Here is a 24306-nt window from a genome sequence, read left to right as displayed (position 1 = left end):
TGAGACCTCAGTGCGCGACCGCTGCCGCGGCGGCTTCGTCGATGAGACGCCCGGTGCGGAACCGGTCGAGCGTGAAGGGGGCGTTGATCGGGTGCGGCTCGTCCTTGGCGATGGTGTGCGCAAAGACATGCGCCGAGCCTGGCGTGGCCTTGAACCCGCCGGTGCCCCAGCCGCAGTTGACATAGAGGTTGGGCACCGGAGTCTTGCCGATGATCGGCGAGCGGTCCGGTGTGTTGTCGGTGATCCCGCCCCATTTGCGCAGCATCCGCATCCGGTTGAAGATCGGGAATACCTCGGAAATTGCCGCGATGGTGTGCTCGATCAGCGGCAGGCCGCCGCGCTGCGAATAGCTGACATACTGGTCGGTGCCAGAGCCGATCACCAGTTCGCCCTTGTCGGACTGGCTGCAATAGGCATGAACCGCGTTCGACATCACCACGCAGGGAAAGATCGGCTTGACTGGCTCGGATACCAGCGCCTGAAGCGGCATGGATTCCAGCGGCAGGCGCACGCCCGCCGTCGCCATGACCATGCTGTTGTGCCCCGATGCCGAGACGCCGATCTTCTTGGCCTTGATGAAGCCCTTGTCGGTGTCGACCCCGATCACCGCGCCGTCTGGCCCGCGCCGGATCGCCTGAACCGCGCAGTTCTGGATGATATCGACGCCCCGCGCCGCCGCGCCCCGCGCATAGCCCCAGGCCACCGCATCGTGGCGCGCCGTGCCCGCGCGTTCCTGCAGCGCGCCGCCCATCACCGGATAGCGCGCATCCTTGGCGATGTTGATCGGCGGGCAGTATTCCTTGCATTCCTCGGGGGAAAGCCAGCGGTTGTCGACGCCGTTCAGCCGGTTGGCGTGGATGTGCCGCTTGAAGCTTTGCACGTCATGCACCGTGTGGGCCAGCATCAGGCAGCCCCGGTTGGAATACATGACGTTGTAGTTCAGCTCTTGGCTGAGCCCCTGCCACAGATCGACCGAATGATCGAACAGCCGCGCGCTTTCATCATAGAGGTAGTTCGAGCGGATGATCGTGGTGTTGCGCCCGGTGTTGCCGCCGCCCAGCCAGCCCTTGTCGATCACCGCGATATTGGTGATGCCATGCTGGGTTGCAAGGTAATAGGCCGCGCCAAGCCCATGCCCACCGGCGCCGACGATGATCACATCGTATTCGGCCTTCGGCTGGCTTTCAGGCCATTGCGCGGGCCAGTGCTTGTGGCCCGACAGGGCGTTCTTGAAAAGGGAGAAGGCGGAAAAGCGCGTCATGACAGCACCCCGGCTGGGAGAAGATGTCAGTTGCGTAACGACAGGCCCCCGCCGCGGCGTGAAGATCCGCGTCAGTTCTATGGGATAATTGCGTCAGGCGTCCAAAGCCTCGCCGCGGCGCAGCGCAAGCGGCGTCAGGCCAAAGCGTTTGCGGAAGGCGCGGGACAGGTGCGACGAATCGCAAAATCCGCAATCCATCGCCACCTGAAGCACCGACTTGTCGGTATGGGTCACAAGGTGATGCGCCTGACTGAGCCGGATTTCCAGAAAGGCGGCCTGCGGCGACAGATCCAGTTCGGCGCGGAAATGCCGTTCGAGCCGACGCTTGGACAGACCGGCGCGGCGGGCAATCTCGGCCACGGTGGGCGGCGTGTCGAGATGTTGCTGCATCACCAGCAGCGCGCGCAACACGATGGGATCGCGGGTGCGGAAATCCAGCGTCACCCCCGGCTGGGGCTTTTCGGCGGCATAGGCATCGTCGATGATCATGATGCGCAGGCTTTTGGATGCTGCCGCCCGGCCAACATGCTTGTCGACCAGCCACGCCGCCAGATGCGCCGAAGACGCCCCGCCCGAACAGGTCAGCCGGTCGCGATCGACCACGAATATCTGGTCGGTCACCGGCTCTAGCCCATCAAATTGCGCAAGAAAATCAGCATTGTGGAACCAGCTGACGCAGCAGCGGTAGCCCTCCATCAGCCCGGCCTGTTGCAGCAGGAACGCCCCCGAACAGACCCCGATCAGCGCCACGCCCCGGGCATCGGCATCATGCAGGAATTTCGTCATCACCGGGCCGAGGCTGGGCATCTCGTCCATCAGCCCGCCGACCACCACGATGTAATCGAAGCGCGACGGATCGCCGAGCCTTTCCTTGGGTTGCACCGGCACGCCGCAGGACGATGTCACCGGGTCCATGGTATCGGACAGCACCGACCAGTTGCACAGGATCGGGCGCGAGCGGTCGCCCTCATCCGCCGCTAGCCGCAGCACATCGACAAAATTGGCAAAGGCGCAAAGCGTGAAGCGGCGCGCCAGAATGAAGCCCACCCGAAGCCGTGCCATATCGGGCGCATTCATCCTTCCGGTGCGGGGCGAAGCGTGCCGCGTCTCCATGCCTGTAGCCTTTGTCGGAGAAACCTGAGGGCCTGTCGTAACCCTATTGCAGCCCTGCCGCAATTGTCCTCTTTTCAGCACAGGGTTTGGGGCAAACATCAAGATCAGAACAGCCGGGTGCCTGTCGTTTTCGATGCAACCGATGCCAGAGCAGGCATTGCAGGGCGCGATGCGGCGGGGAACACGGCGGACTCCCAGATCTTTTGCTTGAACGGACCACGCCCATGTCAGCATTCCCGGACCGCGCCCGCGTCGTTATTGTCGGCCTTGGCGGCATCGTCGGCGCCTCGGTTGCGCATCATCTCATCGAACGCGGCTGGGACGACATCGTCGGCATCGACAAGTCGGCCATCCCGACCGACATCGGCTCGACCGGCCACGCGTCGGATTTCTGCTACGTCACCGCCCATGATCAGCTGAGCACGTGGACCTCGATGTATTCCGTCGATTTCTACGAGAAACTGGGCCATTACAGCCGCATCGGCGGGCTTGAAGTCGCCCGCACCGGCGATGACGAGCGCATGCAGGAACTGCGTCGCCGCTGCGATTCCGGGCGCGCCTTCGGCACCCGCGTCAAGATGATCTCTGCCGCCGAGGCCAAAGAGAAATTCCCGCTGCTGGAAGAAGACCAGATCCAGGGCGCCATGTGGGACCCGGACGCCGGCCTCGTGGTGCCGCGCTCGCAGACCGTTGCGGGCAAGCTGGTGGATGCCGGCGAAAAGGCCGGCAAGCTGCGCGCCTTTGCCAACACCCCGGCGCTGGAGCTGCTGCAGGAAAACGGTCGCGTGGTCGGCGTAAAGACCCATCGCGGCACCATCATGGCCGATCATGTCATCGTCTGCGCCGGTCTCTGGGGCCGCCTGATCGCCGACATGGTGGGCGAAGATCTTCCGGTGATGCCCGTCGATCACCCGCTGACCTTCTTCGGCCCCTATGATGAATTCGCCGGAACCGGTCTGGAAATCGGTCGCCCGCTGCTGCGCGATCAGGGCAATTCGGCCTATATGCGCGACACCGGCGATCCTGCCACCACCGAGGGTGGCCAGATGGAATGGGGCTATTACTACGAGAAAGAGCCGCGTCTGGTGCACCCGCGCGACATTCTCGAAAAGGGCCAGGCGCGGCTTGGGCCGTCGATGCGCGATCTCGTTCTGGAAGACGTGATCGAACCGCTTGAAAAGGCGATGGAACTGACGCCGATCCTTGCCGAGCTGGGCTTCAACGAAAGCCATTCGTTCAACGGCCTGCTGCAGACCACCACCGATGGCGGCCCGTCGATGGGCGAAAGCCGCAAGCTGCGCGGCCTGTGGTACGCCGTGGCGATCTGGGTCAAGGACGCGCCCGGCATGGCCAAGCTGCTGGTCGACTGGATGACCGACGGGCGCACCCATATCGACCACCACGGCATCGATTACGCCCGCTTTCAGGATTTCCAGCTGACCGAAGAATTCATCTGGGGCCGCTGCGAAGAGACCGCAAAGAAAATCTACAACCCGCCGGTCCACCCGCGCGAGCCCTTCGGTAATGCCCGTGGCATCCGCCGCTCGCCGTTCTACGAGCGCGAAGTCGAACTAGGCGGCCATTTCATGGAGCTGGGCGGCTGGGAGCGGGCGCATGGCTATGCGGCCAACGATCACCTGCTGGAGAAATACGCCGATCAGGTACCAGTGCGCGAAAACGAATGGGACAACCGCCATTTCTGGCGCGTCTCCAACGCCGAACAGCTTGAGATGAGCAACGACTGCGCCATCATCAACCTGTCGCATTTCCACATGACCGACATCGAAGGCCCCGATCACGTCGCCCTGATGGAATGGCTCTGCGCCGCGAAAATTGGCGGCGACAACATGATCGGCAAGGGCATCTATACCCACATGCTCGACGATGACGGCATGGTGCGGGCGGATTTCACCGTGTTCCGCATGGGAGATCGTATCCGCATGGTGAACGGCGCCGATGCCGGCCCGCGCGATCTGATGTACATGAAGCGCACCGCGCAGGATCGCGGCCTTGACGTGACCATCACCGACGTGACCGAAAAGTTCACCACCATCGGCATCTGGGGGCCCAACGCCCGCGACATGCTGAAAAAGGTGGTGGCCGATCCCGCCGGGCTGGATATCGAGAACTTCCCCTTTGCCGCCATCAAGCCGATCGAGATCGCCGGCAAGACCGTCACCGCCTTCCGGATTTCCTATGTCGGCGAGCAGGGCTGGGAGCTGCACATGCCCTACGACGACGGCCTCGCCGTCTGGGATGCGCTGCGCGAAACCGGCGTCATGGCGATGGGCGTGGAAACCTATGCCAACTCGCGCCGTCTGGAAAAATCGCTGCGGCTTCAGAACGCCGACCTGCACACCCAGTACAACCTCTACGAAGCCGATCTGGCCCGCCCCAAGGTCAAGGAGGCCGACTTCCGCGGCAAGGCAAAGCACCTCGAATATCGCGCCCGCGACAAGCAGCCCGCGATGCTGTGCACGCTGGTGATGACCGACAATACCGATTCCAACGGCGTTGCGCGTTATCCGGTCAACACCATGCCGGTGATGGACCCCGATACAGGTAAGGTGCTGGTCGATAGCGAAGGCCGCCGGTCTTTCACCTCAAGCCAGGCCTATGGCCCCAGCGTCGGCAAGAACATCATGCTCGCCTATTTGCCGCAGGAATATTGCGAAATCGGCCGCATGCTTCAGGTGACCTATTTCGACGAGCCCTTCCCGGTCGAGGTCGCGGGCATCGGCTATGCGCCGCTCTATGACCCTGAGAACCTCAAGCCGCGCAGCTGAGGCCACCACCAACAGACAAAAAACCGGCGAGACCCCCTCGCCGGTTTTTTCATGCCTTCAAAAAGTGCGCCCTGCCGAGCCGCGGCACTCGTTCTAAAATACATTCACAAAGACGATTCGACAGGACGCAAGCCTGTTCTAACCGCCATGGGTGACAAAACCTGACAGCCTGCGGGGACACTCATTCAGATTCTGCAAGCCAGTCCGCAAACAGCCGCGCATTGGCCGAGGCGCCGCCATGGATGCGCAGGTAAAACGGCAGCGGCGACTCCATCGCTTCGGGCAGTAGCTGCACCAGCCGCCCCCGGTCCAGATAGCTGCCCAGCAGCCCTTCCCAGCCCAGCACCGCGCCGATGTGGTCCTCGGCCGCATTCAACGAAATCAGATAGTTGTTGAGGAAAAAGCCCGGCCCAACCGGAGGCTCGGCGCCCATCGCGGCGAACCACTCTGGCCATTCCGTATAGGGGTTCGTGCCCGACTGGGTGTGGATCAGCGGTGCCGCCCGCAGATCATCAAGCGAGGCGATTCCCTGCGTGTGGGCAAATTCCGGAGAGCCAAGCGCAATGATACGGTCGCGCAGCAGCACGCGCGTCTCGTCGGTTTCGCGTGCAGGATCGCCGTAATGGATCGACAGATCGACGCCCTGCGCCATGCCTTCGTCCTGAATGACCTGCGATATCGCGACCTGCGGATGCGCCTTCCAGAAGGTCGCAAGCCGCGGCGTCAGCCACAGCCCGCTCATCGCGGTGGTCGCCGCAATCGACACCCCGGCCCGCGTGTGCCGCCCACGGATGCGCACCACCGTGTCGGAAATCGTCTCGAAACCACGTTGCAATGCGACGAACAGCAGGGCGCCCGCCTCGGTCAGTTCGACTCCGCGATACTGGCGATTGAACAGCGCCTGCCCAAGGTCGTGTTCCAGCGCCTTGATCCGGTGACTGACCGCAGCCGGAGTCACGTTAAGTTCGCCCGCCGCCTGCTTGAAGCTTAAATTCCGGGCAGCCGATTCAAAGCAGGCGAGGTCGCCAAGCGACGGGAGATCATAGGGCTTACGCATGGAAATGTCGCTTTTGTCTCGGCCATGTCGAAAACGGATCATCCGCTTTTTAGACATTAGCCAGGCTAACCCGAGATGAATATTTTGCCAATTGCCAAGCAGCGCGTACAATGGGCTAAAGCGAAAGATATCGTCCCCCTGCCCGGAGCATCCGCCATGGCACGTCCCACCGCTTCGCTTCCCGAGCTTCTGCTCGCTCACCGGCCCGGCCATGCGCTTGAGCAGCCGTTCTACACCGACCCCGCGATTTACGAGACCGATCTGGAAACCATCTGGTACCGCGAATGGCTTTATGCCTTTCCGGCCTGCATGCTGGAAAAGACCGGCGCCTATCAGCGGCTGAAGATCGGCGTTTACGACGTGATCGTCGTGCGCGATGCCAAGGGCAAGATCAGCGCCTTTCACAACAGCTGTCGCCATCGCGGCTCGATCATCTGTTCGGCGAGCAAGGGGCGCGTGGCGAAACTGACCTGCCCGTATCACCAATGGACCTACGATCTTGACGGCAAGCTGATCTGGGCGCGCGACATGGGCCCGGATTTCGACGCCACGCAGCACGGGCTGAAGCCGGTGCATTGCGAGATCGCCTCGGGCCTCGTCTTTATCTGCCTTGCCGAGGACGCACCGGATTTCGACGCCTTTTCCGCCACCGTGTCGCCCTATCTTGGCGTGCACGACCTGAGCGATGCCAAGGTCGCCCACCAATCGACCATCATCGAAAAGGGCAACTGGAAGCTGGTCTGGGAAAACAACCGCGAGTGCTATCACTGCGCTGGCAACCACCCCGACCTGTGCCGCACCTACCCCGAGGACCCGTCGATCACCGGCGTGTCCGCCGATGGCACCTTCCCCGAAAAGGTCGAGACCCACTTCAACCGCCTCGAAGCCGCAGGCGCCCCGTCGCGATTCAAGATGGATGAAGACGGCCAGTTCCGGGTGGCGCGCATGCCGCTGCTCGACGGCGCCGAAAGCTACACGCTGACCGGCAAGATCGCCGTGCAGAAGCCGCTTGGCAAGATCCCGTTCAAGGATGCGGGCACGCTGCTGATGTTCCATTATCCGACCACGTGGAACCATTTCCTGTCGGATCATTCGATCACCTTCCGCGTCACCCCCATCGGCCCGCAGGAAACCGAAGTGCAGACCACATGGCTGGTCCACAAGGATGCGGTCGAGGGCGTGGATTACAATCTCGAAGACCTGACGGTGGTGTGGGAGCACACCAACGACGAAGACCGCCGCGTCGTCGAGGACAACCAGCAGGGCATCAACTCGCCCGCCTTCGTGCCGGGCCCCTATTCGCCCACCCACGAAGACGGGGTGCTGCAATTCGTTGGCTGGTATCTTGACCGGATGCGCAAAGCCCACGTGCCCGGCGCGCTGGCTGCGGAGTAAGACATGCTGAACAAGACCGATCCGTGGACCGACGACGAGCCACTTGAATGTGTCTCGATCCTTCCCGAAACGCCGAACGTCATCACCGTGTGCTTTCAGGCGCCCTCGGGTCGGCCATTCGACTTCAAGGCCGGGCAGTTCCTGACGCTGGAACTGCCCGTGCCCGGCGGGCCGCTGTACCGGACATGGACGATCAGCTCGTCGCCCTCGCGCCCGCTGTCGCTGACCCTGACCATGAAGGCGCAGCCCGACAGCATCGGCACGCGCTGGGTGATGGACAACCTCAAGCCGGGCATGACGCTCAAGGCGCTTGGCCCGGCGGGCCGGTTCACCGCCCACGAGCACCCGGCGGAAAAGTACCTGTTTATCTCGGCGGGCAGCGGCATCACCCCGATGATGTCGATGACCACCGAGATCTACGACAAGGGCCGCAGCTGCGACATTGTCTTCGTCAACTGCGCCCGCAAACCCTCCGAGATCATCTTCCGCGAGCGGCTGGAACATATCGCCTCGCGCTCCGAGGGGATCGAGCTGAAATGGGTGGTGCAGGAAAAGGACAAGTTCCGCCCGTGGACCGGCTTTCAGGGCCAGTTTAACCAGCTGATGCTGGGCCTGATGGCGCCTGACTACCTTGAACGCGAAGTGTTCTGCTGCGGGCCCGAGGGGTTCATGACCTCAGTGCGCGAGGCGCTGGCCGGGCTTGGCTATGACATGGACCGCTATCATCAGGAAAGCTTTCAGGCACCGGGCACTCCGGGGCCGGAACTGGTCGAAGCGCCGATTCCCGAAGACGATCTGCCCGAGGAAAACGTGCAGGCCGAGATCGTCTTCGACATGTCCGAGAAAACGATCTCGGTGCCCGAGACCGAGACCGTTCTCGCCGCTGCCCGCAGCGCGGGAATCGCCATCCCCTCGGGCTGCACCTTCGGCGTCTGCGGCACCTGCAAGACGATGAAACTGTCGGGCGAGGTGCACATGGTTCACAACGGCGGCATCACCGAAGACGAGATCGAGGAAGGCTACATCCTCGCCTGCTGTTCCAACCCGCGCGGCAAGGTCGTGCTGGATCTGTGACGCGTTTGTCGCCGGGGCACGACCCGGCGGCGCTCACGGCGGCGGCATTTGTTGTGGATGCCGCTTCCCATCCGCCCCCAGCTTCGGCTAGCACTGCCGAAACCAGCCAAGAGGGGCAACACATCCATGAAACCAATTCGCCTGATCTCGGGCGTCCTGACCGTCGGGTTCTGGACGCTGGCCAGCCGCGTGCTCGGGCTGGTGCGCGACACGGTGATCCTCGCGCTGATCGGGCCGGGGCCGGTGATGGACGCCTTTGTCGCCGCCTTCCGCCTGCCCAACATGTTCCGCCGCTTCTTTGCCGAAGGCGCGTTCAACGCCGCGTTCGTGCCGATCTTTTCCAAGAAATACGAAGGCGAGGAAAACCCACTGGTCTTTGCCCGCGACGCGCTGAACGGGCTGGCGACGGTGCTTTTGGTGATCACCGCGCTGGCGCTGGTGTTCATGCCGGCACTGGTCTGGGCCACGGCGGGCGGTTTTGCGCAGGATGCGCGGTTCGATCTGACGGTTGGTTTCGGGCGGGTGGTGTTTCCGTATATCCTGTTCATCTCGCTCGCGGCGCTGTTTTCCGGGGCGCTGAACGCCACCGGGCATTTCGCCGCCGCCGCCGCCGCGCCGACGCTGCTGAACGTGCTGGTGATCTCCGCGATGCTCGCGGGCTACCTGCTGGGCGACGAGGTCATCTGGTGGCTGATCTGGACCATCCCGCTGGCGGGCGTGGCGCAGCTGGCGCTGGTCTGGGTGGCGGCAGAGCGCTCCGGGGTCAAGGTGCGCCCCGGTCGGCCGCGCTGGACCCCCGACATGAAGCGGCTGCTGCGCGTTGCCATTCCCGCCGCGCTGGCCGGGGGGGTCATGCAGATCAACCTGCTGGTCGGGCAGCAGGTTGCCTCGCAATTCGGGCAGGCTGTCAGCTGGCTTTACGCCGCCGACCGGCTGTACCAGCTGCCGCTGGGCGTGGTGGGCATCGCCGTGGGCATCGTGCTGCTGCCGGACCTGTCGCGCCGGCTCAAGGCGCAGGACAACGACGGCGCGCAGCATGCATTTTCCCGCGCCGGGGAAATGGCGCTGGCGCTGACCCTGCCTGCCGCAGCGGCGCTGGTCATCGTGCCGCTGCCCATCGTCTCGGTGCTGTTCGAACGCGGGCGCACCACCCATGCAGACGCCGAGGCCATTGCGCTGGCGGTGGCGATCTACGGGTTGGGCCTGCCCGCCTTTGTCTTGCAAAAGGTGCTGCAACCGCAATTCTTTGCCCGTGAGAACACCCGCACGCCGTTCTATTACGCGCTGTGGTCGATGGCGGTGAACGCGATTCTGGCCGTGGGCCTCGTACCGGTGGCGGGCTGGCTGTCGCCCGCCATCGCAACCACCGCGGCGGCATGGGTCATGCTGGTGATGCTGTTCGTCGGTGGTCGCCGCCTTGGCGACACCGCCCGCTTTGACGCCCGTTTCCGCAAGCGCTGGCCGCGTATCCTGATCGCCTCCCTGATCATGACGGGCGTTCTTTGGGGAACCTATCTCGGTCTCGGCAGTATGCTATCCATGAACTACTGGCGTTACATTGCTCTGATCCTTCTTGTTGTCACAGGCATGGCCGCCTACGCCCTCGCCGGTCATGTGATCGGCGCCTTCAGGCTGTCCGATTTCCGGTCTGCCTTGCGCCGCAAAAGAAGCTGAGAGCCCGCATGACCCTGACCTCCCTCATCACCGCCTCCGAAGGCTTTCCCGCGCTCGAACGCCTCGCCATGAGCGCGACGCAGGAGCTAGTGATGTCGTTCCGCATTCTCGACCCAAGGACCAAGCTGCATTGCCCCGAACACCTTGATCAGGGCATGACCACATGGGCCGACCTGCTGACCGAGGTGGCACGCAAAGGGGTCAGGATCCGGCTGATCCTTGCGGATTTCGACCCGGTCTTTGCCGAACCGCTGCACCGTCTGGCATGGCGATCGGCCACCGGGTTTGCGCAGTCGGTCAAGGGCGATGTGCAGATCCTCTGCGCGCCGCATGGCCAGCTTGCCGGGCCGGTCTGGCGCTGGATCATGCGCACCCGGATCGGGGAAAAGCTAAAGGATCTGAACAGCAGGGATCCGGCCGAGCTGACCCCGATCCAGCGCACGCTGATCAAGGGGCCGGTCCTGCTGCGCCCGGTGACGCTGCATCAGAAATTCGCCGTCGCCGATGGCACGCGCTGCATCATCGGCGGACTCGACGTGAATGACCGACGCTGGGACGATTTCAGCCACGATCAGCCCCCGGACGAGACATGGCACGATGTGTCGATGCAGGTCGACGATGCCGATTATGCCGCCGCCCTGCGGCTGCATTTCTGCGAAACATGGAACCGCGCGCTGGACTGCGGCACCCCCGCCATGCTGGGCGAGGCCGACCGCATGGATGTCACGCACCGCCCCCAGCCGCCCGCCGATCTGCGCCTGCTGCGCACCGTCTCCGAGCCGCGCCGCGGCCCGGTGCAACTGGCCCCCAAGCCCATCGCCACCGAACACGAACGGGCGATGATCCAGCTGATGGGCGAGGCGCGGCACTTCGTCTATATCGAAACGCAATTCCTGCGTCATCGACCGCTGGTCGATGCCATGGTGCGCGCCGCAAAACGCGCGCCCGAGCTTCAGCTGATCATCGTGCTGCCCCCCGCTGCGGACCGGGTGCTGTTTGACAGCGATGTCGGCTGGGATGCCCGCGCCGCCCACGCGCTTCAGACCGAGGCGGCGAACCGGCTGGCGCATGCCTTTGGCGACCGGCTGGCGATGATCTCGCCCGCGCAGCCGGTGCCCGCAAAGGACGGCGAGGCGGAGGTGCTGAAATCGGGGCCGATCTACATTCACTCCAAGGTCTGCGTGGTCGATGACCGGGTCGGGATGGTCGGTTCGGCCAATCTCAACGGGCGCTCGATGCGCTGGGACACCGAGGCCTCGGTGATGTTCCGCCGCCCGGATGCCGCCAAAGAGATCCGCGAGCGGCTGGCGAAAAAATGGCTTGGCCCGACGATTGCCGGGGCCAGCACCACGCAGGCGCGCACATGGCGTCAGGCGGCGCTGAGCAATGCCGCCAAGGATCCGCAGGACCGCGAGGGTTTTGCCCTGCCCTATCCAATGGCGAGCGGACGCAAATTCGCCCGCTCGGTGCCGGTGCTTCCGGCCGACATGTTCTAAGCTGAAGCGCCGCGTTCAAGGCGACCTCTGCCAACACCCGGCTGCCTGAAGGCAGACGCCCGAAATCCACGAGCCGCTGTCGTTCCGCCCGACCAATCGCCCCTCAAGACGCGGCCAGCATCCAAGGCAGGCAGGGTTTGCATCTTGCCGCGCGCTTGGCTAGGGCTGCACGCAGAGCACGAGTTTCGGAGACCAAGGATGACCCCCGGCGACGTCAAGTCAAGCTACTGGAGAGGCGTGCGCGGCGGGCTGCCCTTTATCCTTGTGATCGTGCCGTTTTCAACGCTGTTCGGGGTGATCTCGGTCGATGCGGGGCTGAGCGTGATCGAGGCGCTCAGCTTTTCGGTGGCGGTGATCGCCGGTGCGGCACAGTTCACCGCGATACAGCTGCTGCGCGATGACGCGCCAACGCTGGTGGTGCTGGCCTCGGCGCTGGCGGTCAACCTGCGGATGGCGATGTATTCGGCCTCGCTGACGCCGCATCTGGGCAAGATGCCGCTGTGGAAACGCGCGGTGGCCGCCTATCTGACCATCGACCAGAATTACGCCATCTCGATCATCGAATACGAGCGCAACAAGGCGATGACCACCGCCGAGAAGTTCGCCTTTTTCCTTGGGGCGATCACGCCGCTTGCGCCGCTGTGGTATGTGTTCACGCTGGTTGGGGCGCTGCTGGGCACCGCGATCCCCACCGATACCGGGCTGGATTTCGCCATGCCCATCGCCTTTATCGCGATGATCGGCCCGGCGCTGAACACCGGCGCGCATCGCACCGCGGCGCTGGCGGCCACGATCGGATCGCTGATCTTTGCCTTCCTGCCGTGGAACCTCGGGCTGCTGGTCGCCGCCGGGCTCGGCATGGCCGCCGGGGCCGAAGTGGAACGCCGCGCGGGGGCAAGGGCATGATCGACCACGCACAGATCTGGATCATCATCGCCGGGCTGGGCATCGGCAGCTTTGCCCTGCGCTTCGTGTTTCTTGGCCTGATCGGCGACCGTGCCCTGCCCCCCGCCGTCATGCGCCACCTGCGCTATACCGCCGTGTCGGTGTTGCCGGCGCTGGTGATGCCGCTGGTGGTCTGGCCGGTGGCCACCGATGGCGAGACCGACCCGCTGCGCCTTGCCGCTGCTGCCGTCACGCTGGCCATCGCCACGCTGCTGCGCAACGTGCTGGCGGCGATGCTGGCCGGCGCCGCGGTTCTTATCCTCGGCGCCTGGCTGTAATCACTGGATGACGTCCGGCTCTGGCTGGCCAGTCTTTTGCAGGTGCTCGCGAAACAGCGCGATGGCCAGCGACTTGTCATCGACATCATCTTCGCGCAGCTCGCGGGTGCTCACGCCCGGAAGTTGCCCGAATTGCCTTGCCAGTTTCTTGGGGAACCACGTCGTGCTGATGCTTTCGAAACCCGGCAATTGCGCAAGGATCGAAGAGGTCGATTTTGCGCAGTACGACTGCATTACCGAGCCGTTGGATATCGCCAGCCGCAGGGCCTGTTCGGCGACCTCGGGGGGCACCTCTACGCGTTGAATCCGCACGCGATAGGTGGTGCGGGCATGGGCACGCTCATAGAAGCTCTCGAAGGTGGGGGTGATGCCGTACAGCACATCGTCGGCTTCGGTGATGTAGTCGGCCCGCACCGAACCCGCCGGGTCAAAGATGACCCGCTGCGAGGGCGCGTTGATCATGATCGAGGAATGCGCCCCCTCGTCTGTATTGTTGTTGATCATGGTATAAAGCGTGATCGCAGCCGGCCCATCATGGCGATAGGCGACAGCCGCTATCTGCTCGGGTGTGGCATTGGGGCGCTGGTTGCCGGGGGTCGTACACCCGGCAAGTGCAAGCGCCACGAGGACCGAAAGGCCCACGGCTCGAAAGATCATCCGTCACTGCTCCGTCCTTAGGATCCTTGCGATCAGGGGTTCCACATCGAGCAGATCAGGACAAGCGGTAATGGCCCGTCAGGCGCCCCAGAGCGCCAGCAGAACCACGATCACGAAGATCACGCCGACCGTCTTGATCACGAAATTGATGAACCCGGCAAAGGTTTTTTCCTGCACGGTGATATCCATGCTGCCGTGTTGGTGTTCTGCCATGTGTGATCCTCCTTTGGCGGGTCTCCCCCGGGGAACAGAGGTAGCGCGAATCCAGCCGCCTGTCACCTGTGCAAAAGCATCTGTCCGCGCTGTTTCCCCCGGCTAGGTCGCCTGCCAGACAAAGGCCCCATCGTCGCGCAAATGCCGCGATGCGCGCCCCGTAAGCCACAGGTGCTGGCAATGCGCCATCGCCTCGACCATGGCCAGACCATAGGCCCCATCGTCGATGCTGCGCTTGAACAGCACGGGAAAACACTCGGTCGCGGCTTTCGGCTCGGACAGGTGGCCATGCAGACGATCCAGCGCGGAATGATGGTTGTCGATCAGCTGGCGCAGGCGAAACGGCATCCCGGTAAAGGGCAGCTTGTGCCCCGGCAGGGCAAGATGATCGGGCCGGGCAAACAGGCTGAGCCGCTCGCAGCTTTCCAGCCAGTCGGCGATGGGGTCGGCCTCGGGCTCGGTGGCATAGACGCCGATGTTGGAGCTGATGGTCGAGATCACCTGATCGCCGCTGAGCACCAGATGGTCATCGCGCGACCACAGCGTGGCGTGTTCGGGCGCGTGGCCATTGCCGATGCGAATGTCCCATGTGCGCCCGCCGGCCTGAAACACGTCGCCTTCGGAGATACGGGTAAAGCCCAGCGGCAGCGGCCATGTGCAATCGGCAAAGTTGAACGGCCGCTCCTGCGCGCGCTTGTGCAGGATCGCGGGAGCCATACCGCAGCGTTGCCAAAAGCTCAGCTGTTCGGGGCCGGGGCGGTCTTGCGCGTCCAGTTGCAGCATCCGCGCCATCAGCCACGCGGTGCGGGTGGTGACCAGTTCGGCGCCGCGCTGCATGAACCACCCAACAAGGCCGACATGATCGGGGTGGTGATGGGTCAGCAGCACTCGGTGCACCGGCTTGCCCTGCAACGGCCCGGCCAGCAGCGCCTCCCATGCCGCGCGGGTGCGGTTCGAATTCAGCCCGGTGTCGACGATGGTCCAGCCATCGCCATCGTCAAGCGCGTAGACATTGACGTGATCGAGCACCATCGGCAGCGGCAGGCGCATCCACAGCACGCCCTCGGCGATTTCGGTGGCAGTGCCGGGCTCTGGCGGGGCATCAAAGGCGTTGCGTATCATGCCGCCTGCCTACGCCCGGTGCGCTCAGGCGGCAAGGTCGTCGGGGGTGATCGCCATCAGCGTCGTATCGCCAGCCCGCACATGCGCCAACAGGCTGGCATGTTCGGGCAGCAGCCGCGTGATGTAGAAGCGCGCCAGACGGGCGCGCGCCCCGTCCGGGTCTGCCAGTGCCGCGCGCAGGTGGTAATGTCCGCCCAGCACCCGCGCAAAGGCCCGCAGATAGGGCACGGCGGTGGCGAAGCGCCCCGTCATCTCCTGCGAGACCAGCCATTCCGTGGCTTCGCGCAACGACGCCGCTGCCTCCCAGATTGCATTGGCAAGCTCGGGCTGGCTGGCCTTGGCCGCTTCGACCCCGGCTTCGATCTCGTCGATCAACCCATACGCCGCATCGCCGCCATCCATCAGCTTGCGCCCCACCATGTCCATCGCCTGAATGCCGTTGGTGCCCTCGTAGATCGCCGTCACCCGCACGTCGCGGTAATATTGCGCCGCGCCGGATTCCTCGACATAGCCCATGCCGCCATGCACCTGCACGCCCATGTCTGCCACGGCGCAGCCGATATCGGTGCCAAATGCCTTGGCAATGGGGGTCAGAAAGGCGGCGCGGGCCTGCCATTCGGGCGCGGGTGTCGCGCACCCCATGTCGATGGACAGCGCACAATCGAGTTCAATGGCGCGGGCGGCAAAGATCTCGGCCTTCATCGTGGCCAGCATCCGGCGCACATCGGCGTGGCCGATGATGGTGCCCTCGGGGGACTTGCCCTGCTTGCGCTCATTCGCAAAGGCCAGCGCGTGCTGATAGGCGCCTTCCGCCGCGCCCACGCCCTGCCCGCCGACGCCCAGCCGGGCGTTGTTCATCATGGTGAACATCGCCTTCATCCCGCCCCCCGGCGCGCCGACGATCCAGCCGGTCGCGCCCTCATAGCTCATCACGCAGGTCGGAGAGCCATGCAGACCCATCTTGTGTTCAAGGCTGACAACCTTGAGGCTGTTGGCCACCCCCGGATTGCCATCGGCATCGGGGATGTATTTGGGCACCATGAACAGGCTGATGCCCCGCGTGCCCGCCGGCGCACCGGGCAGCCGCGCCAGCACCAGATGGCAGACATTGTCGGCGAAATCCGTATCGCCCCATGAAATGTAGATCTTTTGCCCGGTGATGGTATAGGTACCATCGCCTCTCTCTTCGGCCTTGGACGACAGCGCGCCCACATCGGACCCCGCCTGCGGTTCGGTCAGGTTCATGGTGCCGGTCCACTCGCCCGAAATCAGCTTTGGCAGGTACAGCGCCTTCATCGCATCGTCGGCGTGATGTTCCAGCGCCTCGATCTGCCCTTGGGTCAGCAGCGGGTTGAGCTGCAGCGACAGGCAGGCCCCGGCCATCATCTCGTTCACCGCCGTCGCCACGGTCAGTGGCAGGCCCATGCCGCCGTGCTCGGGATCGGCGGTGATCGCCACCCAGCCACCCTCGGCAATGGCGCGATAGCCCTCGGCAAACCCCGGAGAGGCGCGCACCACGCCGTTTTCCAGCCGCGCCGGGGTCAGATCGCCAGCACGTTGCAGCGGGGCCATCACCTCGTCGCTCAGCTTGGCGGCTTCGGTCAGCACCGCGTGAACCATGTCGGTGCTGGCCTCGGCGAAGCGCTCCGTCTCCTGCACCGCTGAAAAATCCACGATCTCGTCCATCAGGAACGAGAATTCGGTAACGGGGGCACGGTACGGCATCATGGGCTCCAATCGCGGTTGGCAAGGCGGCGGCGCTCGGCTAGTCAGGGCGGCATCCTTCGGGGCCGGAGCCTAGCCATCCTGCCCCCATCGGCAACAAGAACGCGGCGTCATACCCCATGACCGATACTCTTCGCCTTGACGCATCGCCCGACGGGCTTGCCACCGCCGCCACGCTGCTGCGCAACGGCAAGCTTGTCGCCTTCCCGACCGAGACAGTTTACGGCCTTGGCGGCAACGCGCTGGACGATCGCGCGGTGGCGGGGATCTTTGCCGCAAAGGGCCGGCCCAGCTTCAACCCGCTGATCGTGCATTTCGCCTCGCTGGAGGCGGTGCGCGAATATGTCGAATGGCCGGACATGGCGCAGCGCGTGGCCGATGCGCTGTGGCCGGGGCCGCTGACGCTGGTGCTGCCGCTGCGCGCGGGCGCCAAGCTGTCAAAGCTGGTGACGGCGGGGCTGGACACGCTGGCGGTACGCATGCCCGCAAACCCGGTGGCGCGCGCCTTGCTGGAACTGGCAGAGGTGCCGGTGGCGGCCCCGTCGGCGAACCGCTCGGGTCGGATCAGCCCGACGCGGGCGGCGCATGTTCTGGAAACGCTGGACGGGCGCATCGACGCGGTACTGGATGGCGGGGCCTGCGACGTCGGGCTGGAATCGACCATCCTCGGGCTTGCGCCAAGACCGCGCCTGCTGCGCCCCGGTCGCATCACCGCCGAGGCCCTGACCGAGCTGCTTGGCCGCCCGGTGGTGGAACGCAAGGACACAGACCAGATCTCGGCCCCCGGCCAGATGAGCTCGCATTACGCGCCAAACGCCCACGTACGGCTGAACGCGATGGATTGGCAGCCGGGCGAGGCGCGGCTGGCCTTTGGCCCGGCGGAAAGCTGCGATCTCAACCTCTCGCCCGGCGGCGATCTGATCGAGGCGGCGGCGAACCTGTTCGAATATCTCTACCGGCTGGACGCCACCGGCGCGAGCCGCATCGCGGTGATGCCGGTGCCCCACGTCGGCCTTGGCGTGGCGATCAACGACCGGCTGAGCCGCGCCGCCGCCCCAAGGGACTAGGCGGCGCCGTTGGCGAGCAGCGGTATCAGGCCGTGCCGCCCTCGGCGGACAACAGATGCGCCGGAATACCCATAGAGTTCAGCGCCGCCTCCCATTTTGACGGATCGGCGGTGCCAAAAACCAGTTCGGGCGAGGCATCGCAGACCAGCCAGGCGTTCTGCGCCAGTTCCGATTCCAGCTGCCCCGGCCCCCAGCCCGCATAGCCCAGCATCGCCATCCAGTGGCGTGGCCCGTCCTCTTTGGCGATGCCTTCCAGCACGTCGAGCGTGCCGGTCATGTAAAACGAATCATCGACCTCCAGCGTGGTCAGCCCCGACTTGTAATCGGGCGAATGCAGAACAAAGCCGCGGCCCATCTCGACCGGGCCGCCAAAATGCACTTGCCGTAACTCAAGCCCCGGCGCGGGCTCCATCGACAGCTGTTCAAGCAGCGCCGCCATGGTCACGTCTTCGGATGGCTTGTTGACGATCAGCCCCATCGCGCCCTCGTCGGAATGGGCGCATACGTAGATCACCGCGTGGTCGAAACGCGAATCTCCCATGGCTGGCATGGCGATAAGCATTTTGCCCGTCAGGTCCGATGCGTCCGAAGTGATGTCCATGGGGTCCTTTCCGTAGGCCTTGGCTGCCCCTTCAACATGGCGCTGCAGGGGCAGGCTGACAAGGGACGAGGCGCAACACTTCGCATCGCCTCACCCGCGCTCGCCGCGATGTGACTTGCACGGAGCATTCGCCGCCCCGCATGTGTGGCGCATGAGATTTACCCGGACCCTTGCTGCCTGCCTCGTGCTGGCCTCGCCCCTCGCCGCCGAAGAGCCGATCACCGCAGAGCTGCGGCCGGGCTGGCGTCTTCCCAATGGTGACCATGTCGCGGCGCTGCACCTGACGCTTGCGCCGGGCTGGCACACCTATTGGCGCGCCCCCGGCGATGCGGGCATTCCGCCGCTGTTCGACTGGGCCGGGTCCGAGAATGTCAAAGACCTTGGCGTGATCTGGCCAACGCCGCGAGTGTTCTGGCAATCGGGGATGCGCTCGATCGGCTACGAGGAAGAGCTGGTGCTGCCGATCCGCATCCGACCGCGCAGCGATGGCGACATCCGGCTGACCACCGAAATGCAACTGGGCCTGTGCAAAGATATCTGCCTGCCGCACACGCTGCATATTTCGGCGGTGCTGCCACCGCAAACCAAGCCCGACCCGATGATCGCCTCAGCGATGGCCTCAGTGCCCTTTACCAAGGGCGAGGCGCAAGTGGGCAAGGTGCACTGCGCCATCCGCCCAGACAGCGGCGGTCTGACCCTGCGCACCGAAATCGAAATGCCCACCTCCGGCGGCGCCGAAAACGCGGTCATCGAGCCGGGCCTGCCCGAGGTCTGGGCGTCAGAGCCCGCCACCAGCCGCGTTGGCAACACGCTGGTGACGGAAACCCGGCTGCGGCACATGGAGGGCAAGCCCATCATGCTGGATCGCTCGCGGGTGCGGATCACCGTTCTGGGCAAAGATCACGCCGTCGATATTCAGGGCTGCGACAGCTAGGTTCGCGGCTTGCGCGGTATCGCAAAGCTGCCCAGCCAAAGCACCGCCACCAGCGCGGCCACCCCCGCGACAAAGCTCAGGAAAGCGCCCGCCAACGGCGCGGCCCCTGACAGCATCGGCAGCACCACCCCCGGCGCGCCGATGGCCACCGCGCCCATGGTCGCGCCAAGCCATGCCAGCACCACGCCGAACACCGCCGTGATGCCCCAGCGCAGGCCCGCGCGGCGAAAGCGCAGCCCGTGGCGAAACGCGCCGACCCGCAACGATATGTCGTGTTGCACCGCGATCAGCGCCGGCACCACCATCAGCACCAGCAGCATGCCGAAGCCCAGCCCGTAGCACAGGGTGATCACCGTCGGCTTGAGGAACTGCGCATCGCTTGAACGTTCATAGAGCAGCGGCGCAAGGCCCATCACCGTGGTTGCGGTGGTCAGGAACACCGGCCTCAGCCGGTCTGCCGCACCATCGACGATAGCCTGAAAGATGCCGCGATCCGGGGCATATTCGTCGATCTGCGTCACCAGCACGATGGAATCGTTGATGATGATCCCGGTCATGCCCAGCAGGCCCACCACGGTGAACATGCTCAGCGGCACGCCCCACTGGTAATGCCCGTAGACCGCCCCAACCAGCCCGAAGGGGATCACCGACATCACCACCAGCGGCCGCGTCCAGCTGGCAAAGACCCAAGCCAGCGTCAGGTAGATGCCCAGCAGCACAAGGATCAACCCGGTGCGCGCATCGCCAAGGAATTCCGCCTCTTGTTCCGAAAGACCCGACAGGCGGTATTCCACCTGCCGTTCGGAGGCGATGGTCGGCAGGATCTGCTGTCGCAGAGCCTGCATGATGTCGGCGGCGCGCTGCGGATCGTCTTCGGAAATATCGCCGGTCACGGAAATCAGCCGGATGCCGTTTTCGCGCCGGATGGTGCTGAACCCGGTCTGGCGCGACACGCTGACGATATCGGCTAGCGGCACATAGGCGCCATCGGGGGTGCGCATCTGCATCCGTTCAAGGAAATCCGCCGTCTGCTCGCTGTCGGGCAGTTCGACCCGCACCTCGGCCGAGCGTGGCCCATCGGGGAAGGTCGCGGCTTCGATCCCGGCAAGGCGCTGGCGCAGCACCGTGCCGAGATCGTCGATGGTAAAGCCCAGCGCGTCGCCTTGCGGGGTCAGTTGCAAGATCAGCTCTTCCTTGTCGTAGGACAGGTTGTCCTCAACAGCTGACACTTCGGGAAACGGCAAAAGCGCGGTTTTCAGATCCTCGGCGGCGGCTTTCAGCGTTTCAGAATCTGCGCCGTAGAACTGCACGTCCAGCGCATCGCCGCCGGGGCCAGAGCGCCAGCCGCGAAAGCTGATGGTCTCGACCATGGGATGCGCCGACATGCGCTGCTGCAAATCCTCGACCAGCGCAAAGCTGGAATAAGGGCGGTCGTCGGCATCGATGATCTCGATCGAAATGGCGCCAAGCTGGTCGTCATCCTTGCTGTCGGCCCCGGCCAGCCCCGGCCCGGCAGTGCCGCCGATCTCGGCCAGAACATAGGTGATGGGATTAAGACCGTACCGGTCTTCGTACTCGCGCCCAACTTCGTCAACGCTTTGTTGCAGAAGCTGAAGCTGCGCCAGCGTGTCGCTACGCGTGGCGCTGGACACCATGGCAAAGTTGCCGGTGATCGACGATTGCTCTGGCCCGTTGAAAAAGCGCCATTGCACATCGCCCTGGATGAACAGCGCCGCCTGCGACGCCAGCGCCAGCAGCGCCCCCGCCAGCACCACGTAGCGCGCCCGCACCACGCCCCACATGAAGGGCCGGAACAGCGTCTCTCGCAGCCAGCGGAAGCCCCGGTTCACCTGCCGCGACGGCCAGTCGTACCAATGCTGGCGCTCTGCGGCGCGGATGGCATGGGACATGTGATGCGGCAGGATCAGGAAGCATTCCACCAGACTGGCCAGCAGCACCACGATCACCGTGAAGGGAATGTCCTTGATCAGATCGCCAAAGCGCCCGCCGATGACGACAAGCCCGAAAAAGGCGATCACCGTGGTCAGCGTCGACGAGATCACCGGCAGCGCCATGCGCCGCGCGGCGGTTTCCGATGCCTCGATCGGCCCCAGCCCGTGACGCGACATGTGATCGGCGTGCTCGCCCACCACGATGGCGTCATCAACCACGATGCCCAGCGTCAGGATCAGCGCAAACAGCGAGATCATGTTGATCGTCAGCCCCGAGGCATACATCAGCGCCAGCGCCGCCAGCATCGCGGTTGGAATGCCCATCGCCACCCAGATCGCGGTGCGCGCGTTAAGGAACAGGAACAGCAGCAGCACCACCAGCAGCAACCCCATCGCGCCATTGTCGAGCAGCAGATCAAGCCGCCCGGTGATCTGCTCGGCCCGGGTGCGGATCAGCTCGATGGTGGTGCCTTCGGGCAATTGCGCCTGAAAGTCGCGGGCAACCTCTTCGACGCTGCGCTGGATCTTGATCGCATCGCCCTCTGCCGAGCGGTCGACCCGGATCGAGATCGCCGGGTTGCCGCCGACGAAATAGCTGCGCTCGCGGTCGATGCCCTCGGTGCGCACATGGGCGACATCGCCAACGGTCAGGTTGGTGCCATCGGGTTGCGAGCGCAGCACGATGGCGGCGATGTCGCGGGCGGTGCGGGTTTCGACCCCGGCGCGCACGCGGGCATTGGCGCCGGTCACGTCGCCGGCGGGCGTGGCATCGACCTCGCCGGCGATGGCGGTGGCGATCTCGTCCATGCTGACGTCGTAGCCGACAAGGTTCACCGTCGGCACCTCGGCGACGATGCGCGGTGCGGCAAGGCCTCGCGTGGTGGTGCGCGTCACGCCCTCGGCGAACAGGCGCAGCACGAATTCATCGGCAAACCGCGCCAGCTGGTCGGTCGCCACCGGCCCCGAGATCACCACATCGGTCACCCGGTCGGCCCAGCCGCCGGTGCGGATGGTCGGATCGTCGGCATCCTCGGGCAGGGTGGTAATGGCATCGACCGCGGTTTCGACATCGTCGACGGCCTTCATCATGTCATAGCCCGGTTCGAATTCCAGCTCGATGCGGGCGCTGCCCTCGGTCGAGCGGCTTTCGGAATTCACCACCCCCTCGACCGCCAGCAGCGTCGGTTCCAGCACCTGCACGATGCCGGTGTCGACATCATTCGCCCCGGCCCCGTCCCATGACACCGAGACGGTGACGTCATCGTCGATCACATCGGGGAAATACTGCGCCCGCATGTTGGGAACCGCCAGCAGCCCCGCGGCGACAAGGATCACCAGCAGCAGGTTGGCGACCGTTGGGTGCCGGGTGAAATACGACAGGATGCCAGAGGCCTGACCCGAGATCCGTGGAGAAACCTGCCGCATCGTCAGCTTCCCATCCGCTCTTCAAGCCGGGCCACCACCGAGGCAGGCACCTTGTCCTGCGCCAGCTGCCCAAGGATGCGTTGGCGCGCTTCGGCGGGCATCCGGGTACTCGCCTCGACAAAGGCGACAAGTCGCGCGCGGCGCTCGGCGTCCAGCTCCAGCATCGCTTCGGGTTCGGGTTCGGCGTTGAGCGGGCGCACCTTGATGCCCGCGCCCAGCAGCGGGGTGCGCTGCGCCACAACGCTGCGGCCCTCGATGGCCGCGCCGCGCACCAGCACCTCGTCGCCCTGTCGGCGCAGCAACGTCACTGGCAGCGCCTCGAGCCGATCCCCGGCGCCGATCACCAGCACCTCGCCCGCCGCGTCCAGCGCGGTGGCGGGCAGGCGCGCCACCCGGCGCAGCGGCGGCTCGCTCACCTGCACGGTTACGAAATCACCGGGCTTAAAGCCCGCCGCCCGGTCCAGCGTCGCGTAAAGTTGCCGCCCGGTCTGCCCCTCGCCCACCGCCGCGCCTTCGCGGGTGAGATGACCGGTGGTTTCCAGTTGCCCGTCCTGCAGATCCTGCACCACGCGCACCGGCGCGTCGCCCAAGCTCCCCGTCTCGCCCAGAAGCCGTGCGTATTGCTGCACCGAGACCCGAAATGCCACTTCAAGCGCATCAGGATCGACCAGCATGGCCAGCATCTCATTCGCCGAAACCCGGCGACCCGCGACCACGGTCACATCCGACAGCTGGGCGTCGAAGGGCGCCCAGATCCGGGTTTCGTCAAGGCGGCGCCGGGCCTCGTCGCGGGCGATACGGGCGCGGGCCAGCGCGGTTTGCGCCTGATCGACGCGCGCCTCGGCGCTGGCCAGAGACTGGCGCGCCGTGGTCACCGACTGGCGCGCGCTCGACGCGGCAAGCTCTGCCTCTTCGACCTGCGCGGCAGTGGCGACGCTGCGCTGTTCCAGATCCTGTTGCCGCTCGAACGCCTGTTGGCGCAGCCGCGCCTGTTCCTCGGTTCCCGCCAGCGCCTCGGCGGCCAGCTCTACGGCGCGGCGTGCCTCGTGCAGTTCGGCCTCGGCGTCGGCCAGATCGCTGTCTGCGCTGTCAAGCGCCGCCTGCATGTCGGCAGGGTCGATCCGGGCCAGCAGCGCGCCCGCCGCCACCCGCCCGCCATCGACGAATTGCGGCGCGAAATCGGTCAGCACGCCATCCACGGCGGTGCGCAATTCCAGCGTGCGGCGGCTTTGCACCTCGCCAAAGGCGGTCAGCACCGGGGTTGCGGTTTCGAACTGTACCGGCACCACGTTCACCGCAAACACCCGTTCGCGCGATTGCGGCATGCGCGGCGTGTCGTTCAGCCGCGATTGCACCGCCCCCTGCACCAGCACCCCCGCCCAGACCAGCAGGCCAAGCGTCAGGGAAACAAGGAACAAACCGATAAGGCTCTGGCGAAGAAATCGCATGGGGCGTCGTCCTGCGGCAAGGGGCGGCGTGTCTATTCACGAAAGTCTATCTGTTCAGGATGCGTCGTGCATCCTGACTGATA

At 65.0% G+C, this 24306-nt stretch carries 19 protein-coding genes; 9 read left to right on the top strand and 10 right to left on the bottom strand.

Annotated elements, in window-relative coordinates; all coding sequences use genetic code 11:
- Positions 1-7: 7 nt before the first annotated feature.
- Positions 8-1261: a sarcosine oxidase subunit beta family protein gene (locus KO516_RS01290; RefSeq protein WP_216001996.1), complete on the bottom strand. Its 1254-nt coding sequence runs from the start codon at positions 1259-1261 to the stop codon at positions 8-10.
- A gap of 93 nt (positions 1262-1354) precedes the next feature.
- Entirely contained in the window at positions 1355-2323 is a 969-nt protein-coding gene (locus tag KO516_RS01285; protein WP_252737338.1) for a GlxA family transcriptional regulator, read from the bottom strand.
- Positions 2324-2598: 275 nt separating this feature from the next.
- On the opposite strand from KO516_RS01285, the gene KO516_RS01280 reads away from it, so the two are divergent.
- On the top strand, positions 2599-5160 hold the full coding sequence (locus KO516_RS01280; RefSeq protein ID WP_216001994.1) for an FAD-dependent oxidoreductase: 2562 nt from the start codon (positions 2599-2601) through the stop codon (positions 5158-5160).
- A gap of 181 nt (positions 5161-5341) precedes the next feature.
- Here KO516_RS01280 and KO516_RS01275 read toward each other — a convergent pair whose 3' ends face one another.
- Positions 5342-6217, bottom strand: a complete 876-nt coding sequence (locus tag KO516_RS01275) for a LysR substrate-binding domain-containing protein (RefSeq protein WP_216001993.1) — start codon at positions 6215-6217, stop codon at positions 5342-5344.
- Positions 6218-6373: 156 nt separating this feature from the next.
- Here KO516_RS01275 and KO516_RS01270 point away from each other — a divergent pair, with 156 nt between their 5' ends.
- The 6 genes from KO516_RS01270 (at position 6374) to KO516_RS01245 (ending at position 13079) form a co-directional block, all read left to right on the top strand.
- Positions 6374-7612: an aromatic ring-hydroxylating dioxygenase subunit alpha gene (locus tag KO516_RS01270; protein ID WP_216001992.1), complete on the top strand. Its 1239-nt coding sequence runs from the start codon at positions 6374-6376 to the stop codon at positions 7610-7612.
- Positions 7613-7615: 3 nt separating this feature from the next.
- A complete protein-coding gene (locus KO516_RS01265) occupies positions 7616-8686 on the top strand; it encodes a hybrid-cluster NAD(P)-dependent oxidoreductase (protein ID WP_216001991.1) in 1071 nt (356 codons plus the stop codon).
- A 126-nt stretch (positions 8687-8812) separates the two neighbouring features.
- A complete protein-coding gene (gene murJ / locus KO516_RS01260; RefSeq protein WP_216001990.1) occupies positions 8813-10360 on the top strand; it encodes a murein biosynthesis integral membrane protein MurJ in 1548 nt (515 codons plus the stop codon).
- 8 nt (positions 10361-10368) lie between these two features.
- Entirely contained in the window at positions 10369-11856 is a 1488-nt protein-coding gene (locus tag KO516_RS01255) for a phospholipase D family protein (protein WP_216001989.1), read from the top strand.
- Between the two features lie 198 nt (positions 11857-12054).
- Positions 12055-12762 (top strand): AzlC family ABC transporter permease, encoded by a 708-nt coding sequence (locus KO516_RS01250; RefSeq protein ID WP_216001988.1) that lies wholly within the window; start codon positions 12055-12057, stop codon positions 12760-12762.
- Positions 12759-13079 (top strand): AzlD domain-containing protein, encoded by a 321-nt coding sequence (locus KO516_RS01245; protein WP_216001987.1) that lies wholly within the window; start codon positions 12759-12761, stop codon positions 13077-13079. The genes KO516_RS01250 and KO516_RS01245 overlap by 4 nt, the downstream gene beginning before the upstream one ends.
- Here the strand turns inward: KO516_RS01245 and KO516_RS01240 are convergent, their stop codons facing one another.
- The 4 genes from KO516_RS01240 to KO516_RS01225 all read right to left on the bottom strand — a co-directional run bounded on the left by KO516_RS01240 (position 13080) and on the right by KO516_RS01225 (position 16796).
- The gene (locus KO516_RS01240; RefSeq protein WP_216001986.1) at positions 13080-13736 is read right to left on the bottom strand and encodes a hypothetical protein; all 657 of its coding nucleotides are present in this window, start codon (positions 13734-13736) and stop codon (positions 13080-13082) included. It abuts the gene before it with no gap.
- Between the two features lie 78 nt (positions 13737-13814).
- Positions 13815-13949 carry an aa3-type cytochrome c oxidase subunit IV gene (locus tag KO516_RS01235; protein ID WP_216001985.1) on the bottom strand — a complete coding sequence of 45 codons (135 nt, stop codon included), beginning with the start codon at positions 13947-13949 and terminating at the stop codon, positions 13815-13817.
- A gap of 102 nt (positions 13950-14051) precedes the next feature.
- A complete protein-coding gene (locus tag KO516_RS01230; protein ID WP_216001984.1) occupies positions 14052-15071 on the bottom strand; it encodes an MBL fold metallo-hydrolase in 1020 nt (339 codons plus the stop codon).
- A gap of 24 nt (positions 15072-15095) precedes the next feature.
- Entirely contained in the window at positions 15096-16796 is a 1701-nt protein-coding gene (locus tag KO516_RS01225) for an acyl-CoA dehydrogenase (RefSeq protein ID WP_216001983.1), read from the bottom strand.
- A 119-nt stretch (positions 16797-16915) separates the two neighbouring features.
- Here KO516_RS01225 and KO516_RS01220 point away from each other — a divergent pair, with 119 nt between their 5' ends.
- Entirely contained in the window at positions 16916-17863 is a 948-nt protein-coding gene (locus tag KO516_RS01220) for an L-threonylcarbamoyladenylate synthase (protein WP_216001982.1), read from the top strand.
- Between the two features lie 25 nt (positions 17864-17888).
- Here the strand turns inward: KO516_RS01220 and KO516_RS01215 are convergent, their stop codons facing one another.
- Positions 17889-18464: a YqgE/AlgH family protein gene (locus tag KO516_RS01215; protein ID WP_216001981.1), complete on the bottom strand. Its 576-nt coding sequence runs from the start codon at positions 18462-18464 to the stop codon at positions 17889-17891.
- A gap of 151 nt (positions 18465-18615) precedes the next feature.
- Here KO516_RS01215 and KO516_RS01210 point away from each other — a divergent pair, with 151 nt between their 5' ends.
- Entirely contained in the window at positions 18616-19398 is a 783-nt protein-coding gene (locus KO516_RS01210) for a protein-disulfide reductase DsbD domain-containing protein (RefSeq protein WP_216001980.1), read from the top strand.
- On the opposite strand, the gene KO516_RS01205 is transcribed toward KO516_RS01210, so the two are convergent.
- Positions 19395-22775, bottom strand: coding sequence for an efflux RND transporter permease subunit (locus KO516_RS01205; protein ID WP_216001979.1), 3381 nt, complete (start codon positions 22773-22775; stop codon positions 19395-19397). The two genes, KO516_RS01210 and KO516_RS01205, sit on opposite strands and share 4 nt — an antisense overlap.
- Before the next feature lie 2 nt (positions 22776-22777).
- Positions 22778-24223, bottom strand: coding sequence for an efflux RND transporter periplasmic adaptor subunit (locus KO516_RS01200; RefSeq protein ID WP_216001978.1), 1446 nt, complete (start codon positions 24221-24223; stop codon positions 22778-22780).
- Positions 24224-24306 lie beyond the last annotated feature (83 nt).

It is taken from the genome of Citreicella sp. C3M06 (genome assembly GCF_018860705.1).
GTDB lineage: Bacteria > Pseudomonadota > Alphaproteobacteria > Rhodobacterales > Rhodobacteraceae > Salipiger.
This window is presented reverse-complemented; position numbering and strand designations above follow the sequence as displayed.

What these genes read in the sequence shown, in the direction of transcription:
- KO516_RS01250 (WP_216001988.1), top strand. Translation starts at nt 12,055, where the DNA reads ATGACCCCCGGCGACGTCAAGTCAAGCTACTGGAGAGGCGTGCGCGGC.
- KO516_RS01255 (WP_216001989.1), top strand. Translation starts at nt 10,369, where the DNA reads ATGACCCTGACCTCCCTCATCACCGCCTCCGAAGGCTTTCCCGCGCTC.
- KO516_RS01225 (WP_216001983.1), bottom strand. Translation starts at nt 16,796, where the DNA reads ATGCCGTACCGTGCCCCCGTTACCGAATTCTCGTTCCTGATGGACGAG.
- KO516_RS01285 (WP_252737338.1), bottom strand. Translation starts at nt 2,323, where the DNA reads ATGGCACGGCTTCGGGTGGGCTTCATTCTGGCGCGCCGCTTCACGCTT.
- KO516_RS01215 (WP_216001981.1), bottom strand. Translation starts at nt 18,464, where the DNA reads ATGGACATCACTTCGGACGCATCGGACCTGACGGGCAAAATGCTTATC.
- KO516_RS01275 (WP_216001993.1), bottom strand. Translation starts at nt 6,217, where the DNA reads ATGCGTAAGCCCTATGATCTCCCGTCGCTTGGCGACCTCGCCTGCTTT.
- KO516_RS01240 (WP_216001986.1), bottom strand. Translation starts at nt 13,736, where the DNA reads ATGATCTTTCGAGCCGTGGGCCTTTCGGTCCTCGTGGCGCTTGCACTT.
- KO516_RS01235 (WP_216001985.1), bottom strand. Translation starts at nt 13,949, where the DNA reads ATGGCAGAACACCAACACGGCAGCATGGATATCACCGTGCAGGAAAAA.
- KO516_RS01210 (WP_216001980.1), top strand. Translation starts at nt 18,616, where the DNA reads ATGAGATTTACCCGGACCCTTGCTGCCTGCCTCGTGCTGGCCTCGCCC.
- KO516_RS01265 (WP_216001991.1), top strand. Translation starts at nt 7,616, where the DNA reads ATGCTGAACAAGACCGATCCGTGGACCGACGACGAGCCACTTGAATGT.
- KO516_RS01205 (WP_216001979.1), bottom strand. Translation starts at nt 22,775, where the DNA reads ATGCGGCAGGTTTCTCCACGGATCTCGGGTCAGGCCTCTGGCATCCTG.
- murJ (WP_216001990.1), top strand. Translation starts at nt 8,813, where the DNA reads ATGAAACCAATTCGCCTGATCTCGGGCGTCCTGACCGTCGGGTTCTGG.
- KO516_RS01290 (WP_216001996.1), bottom strand. Translation starts at nt 1,261, where the DNA reads ATGACGCGCTTTTCCGCCTTCTCCCTTTTCAAGAACGCCCTGTCGGGC.
- KO516_RS01270 (WP_216001992.1), top strand. Translation starts at nt 6,374, where the DNA reads ATGGCACGTCCCACCGCTTCGCTTCCCGAGCTTCTGCTCGCTCACCGG.
- KO516_RS01230 (WP_216001984.1), bottom strand. Translation starts at nt 15,071, where the DNA reads ATGATACGCAACGCCTTTGATGCCCCGCCAGAGCCCGGCACTGCCACC.
- KO516_RS01245 (WP_216001987.1), top strand. Translation starts at nt 12,759, where the DNA reads ATGATCGACCACGCACAGATCTGGATCATCATCGCCGGGCTGGGCATC.
- KO516_RS01200 (WP_216001978.1), bottom strand. Translation starts at nt 24,223, where the DNA reads ATGCGATTTCTTCGCCAGAGCCTTATCGGTTTGTTCCTTGTTTCCCTG.
- KO516_RS01220 (WP_216001982.1), top strand. Translation starts at nt 16,916, where the DNA reads ATGACCGATACTCTTCGCCTTGACGCATCGCCCGACGGGCTTGCCACC.
- KO516_RS01280 (WP_216001994.1), top strand. Translation starts at nt 2,599, where the DNA reads ATGTCAGCATTCCCGGACCGCGCCCGCGTCGTTATTGTCGGCCTTGGC.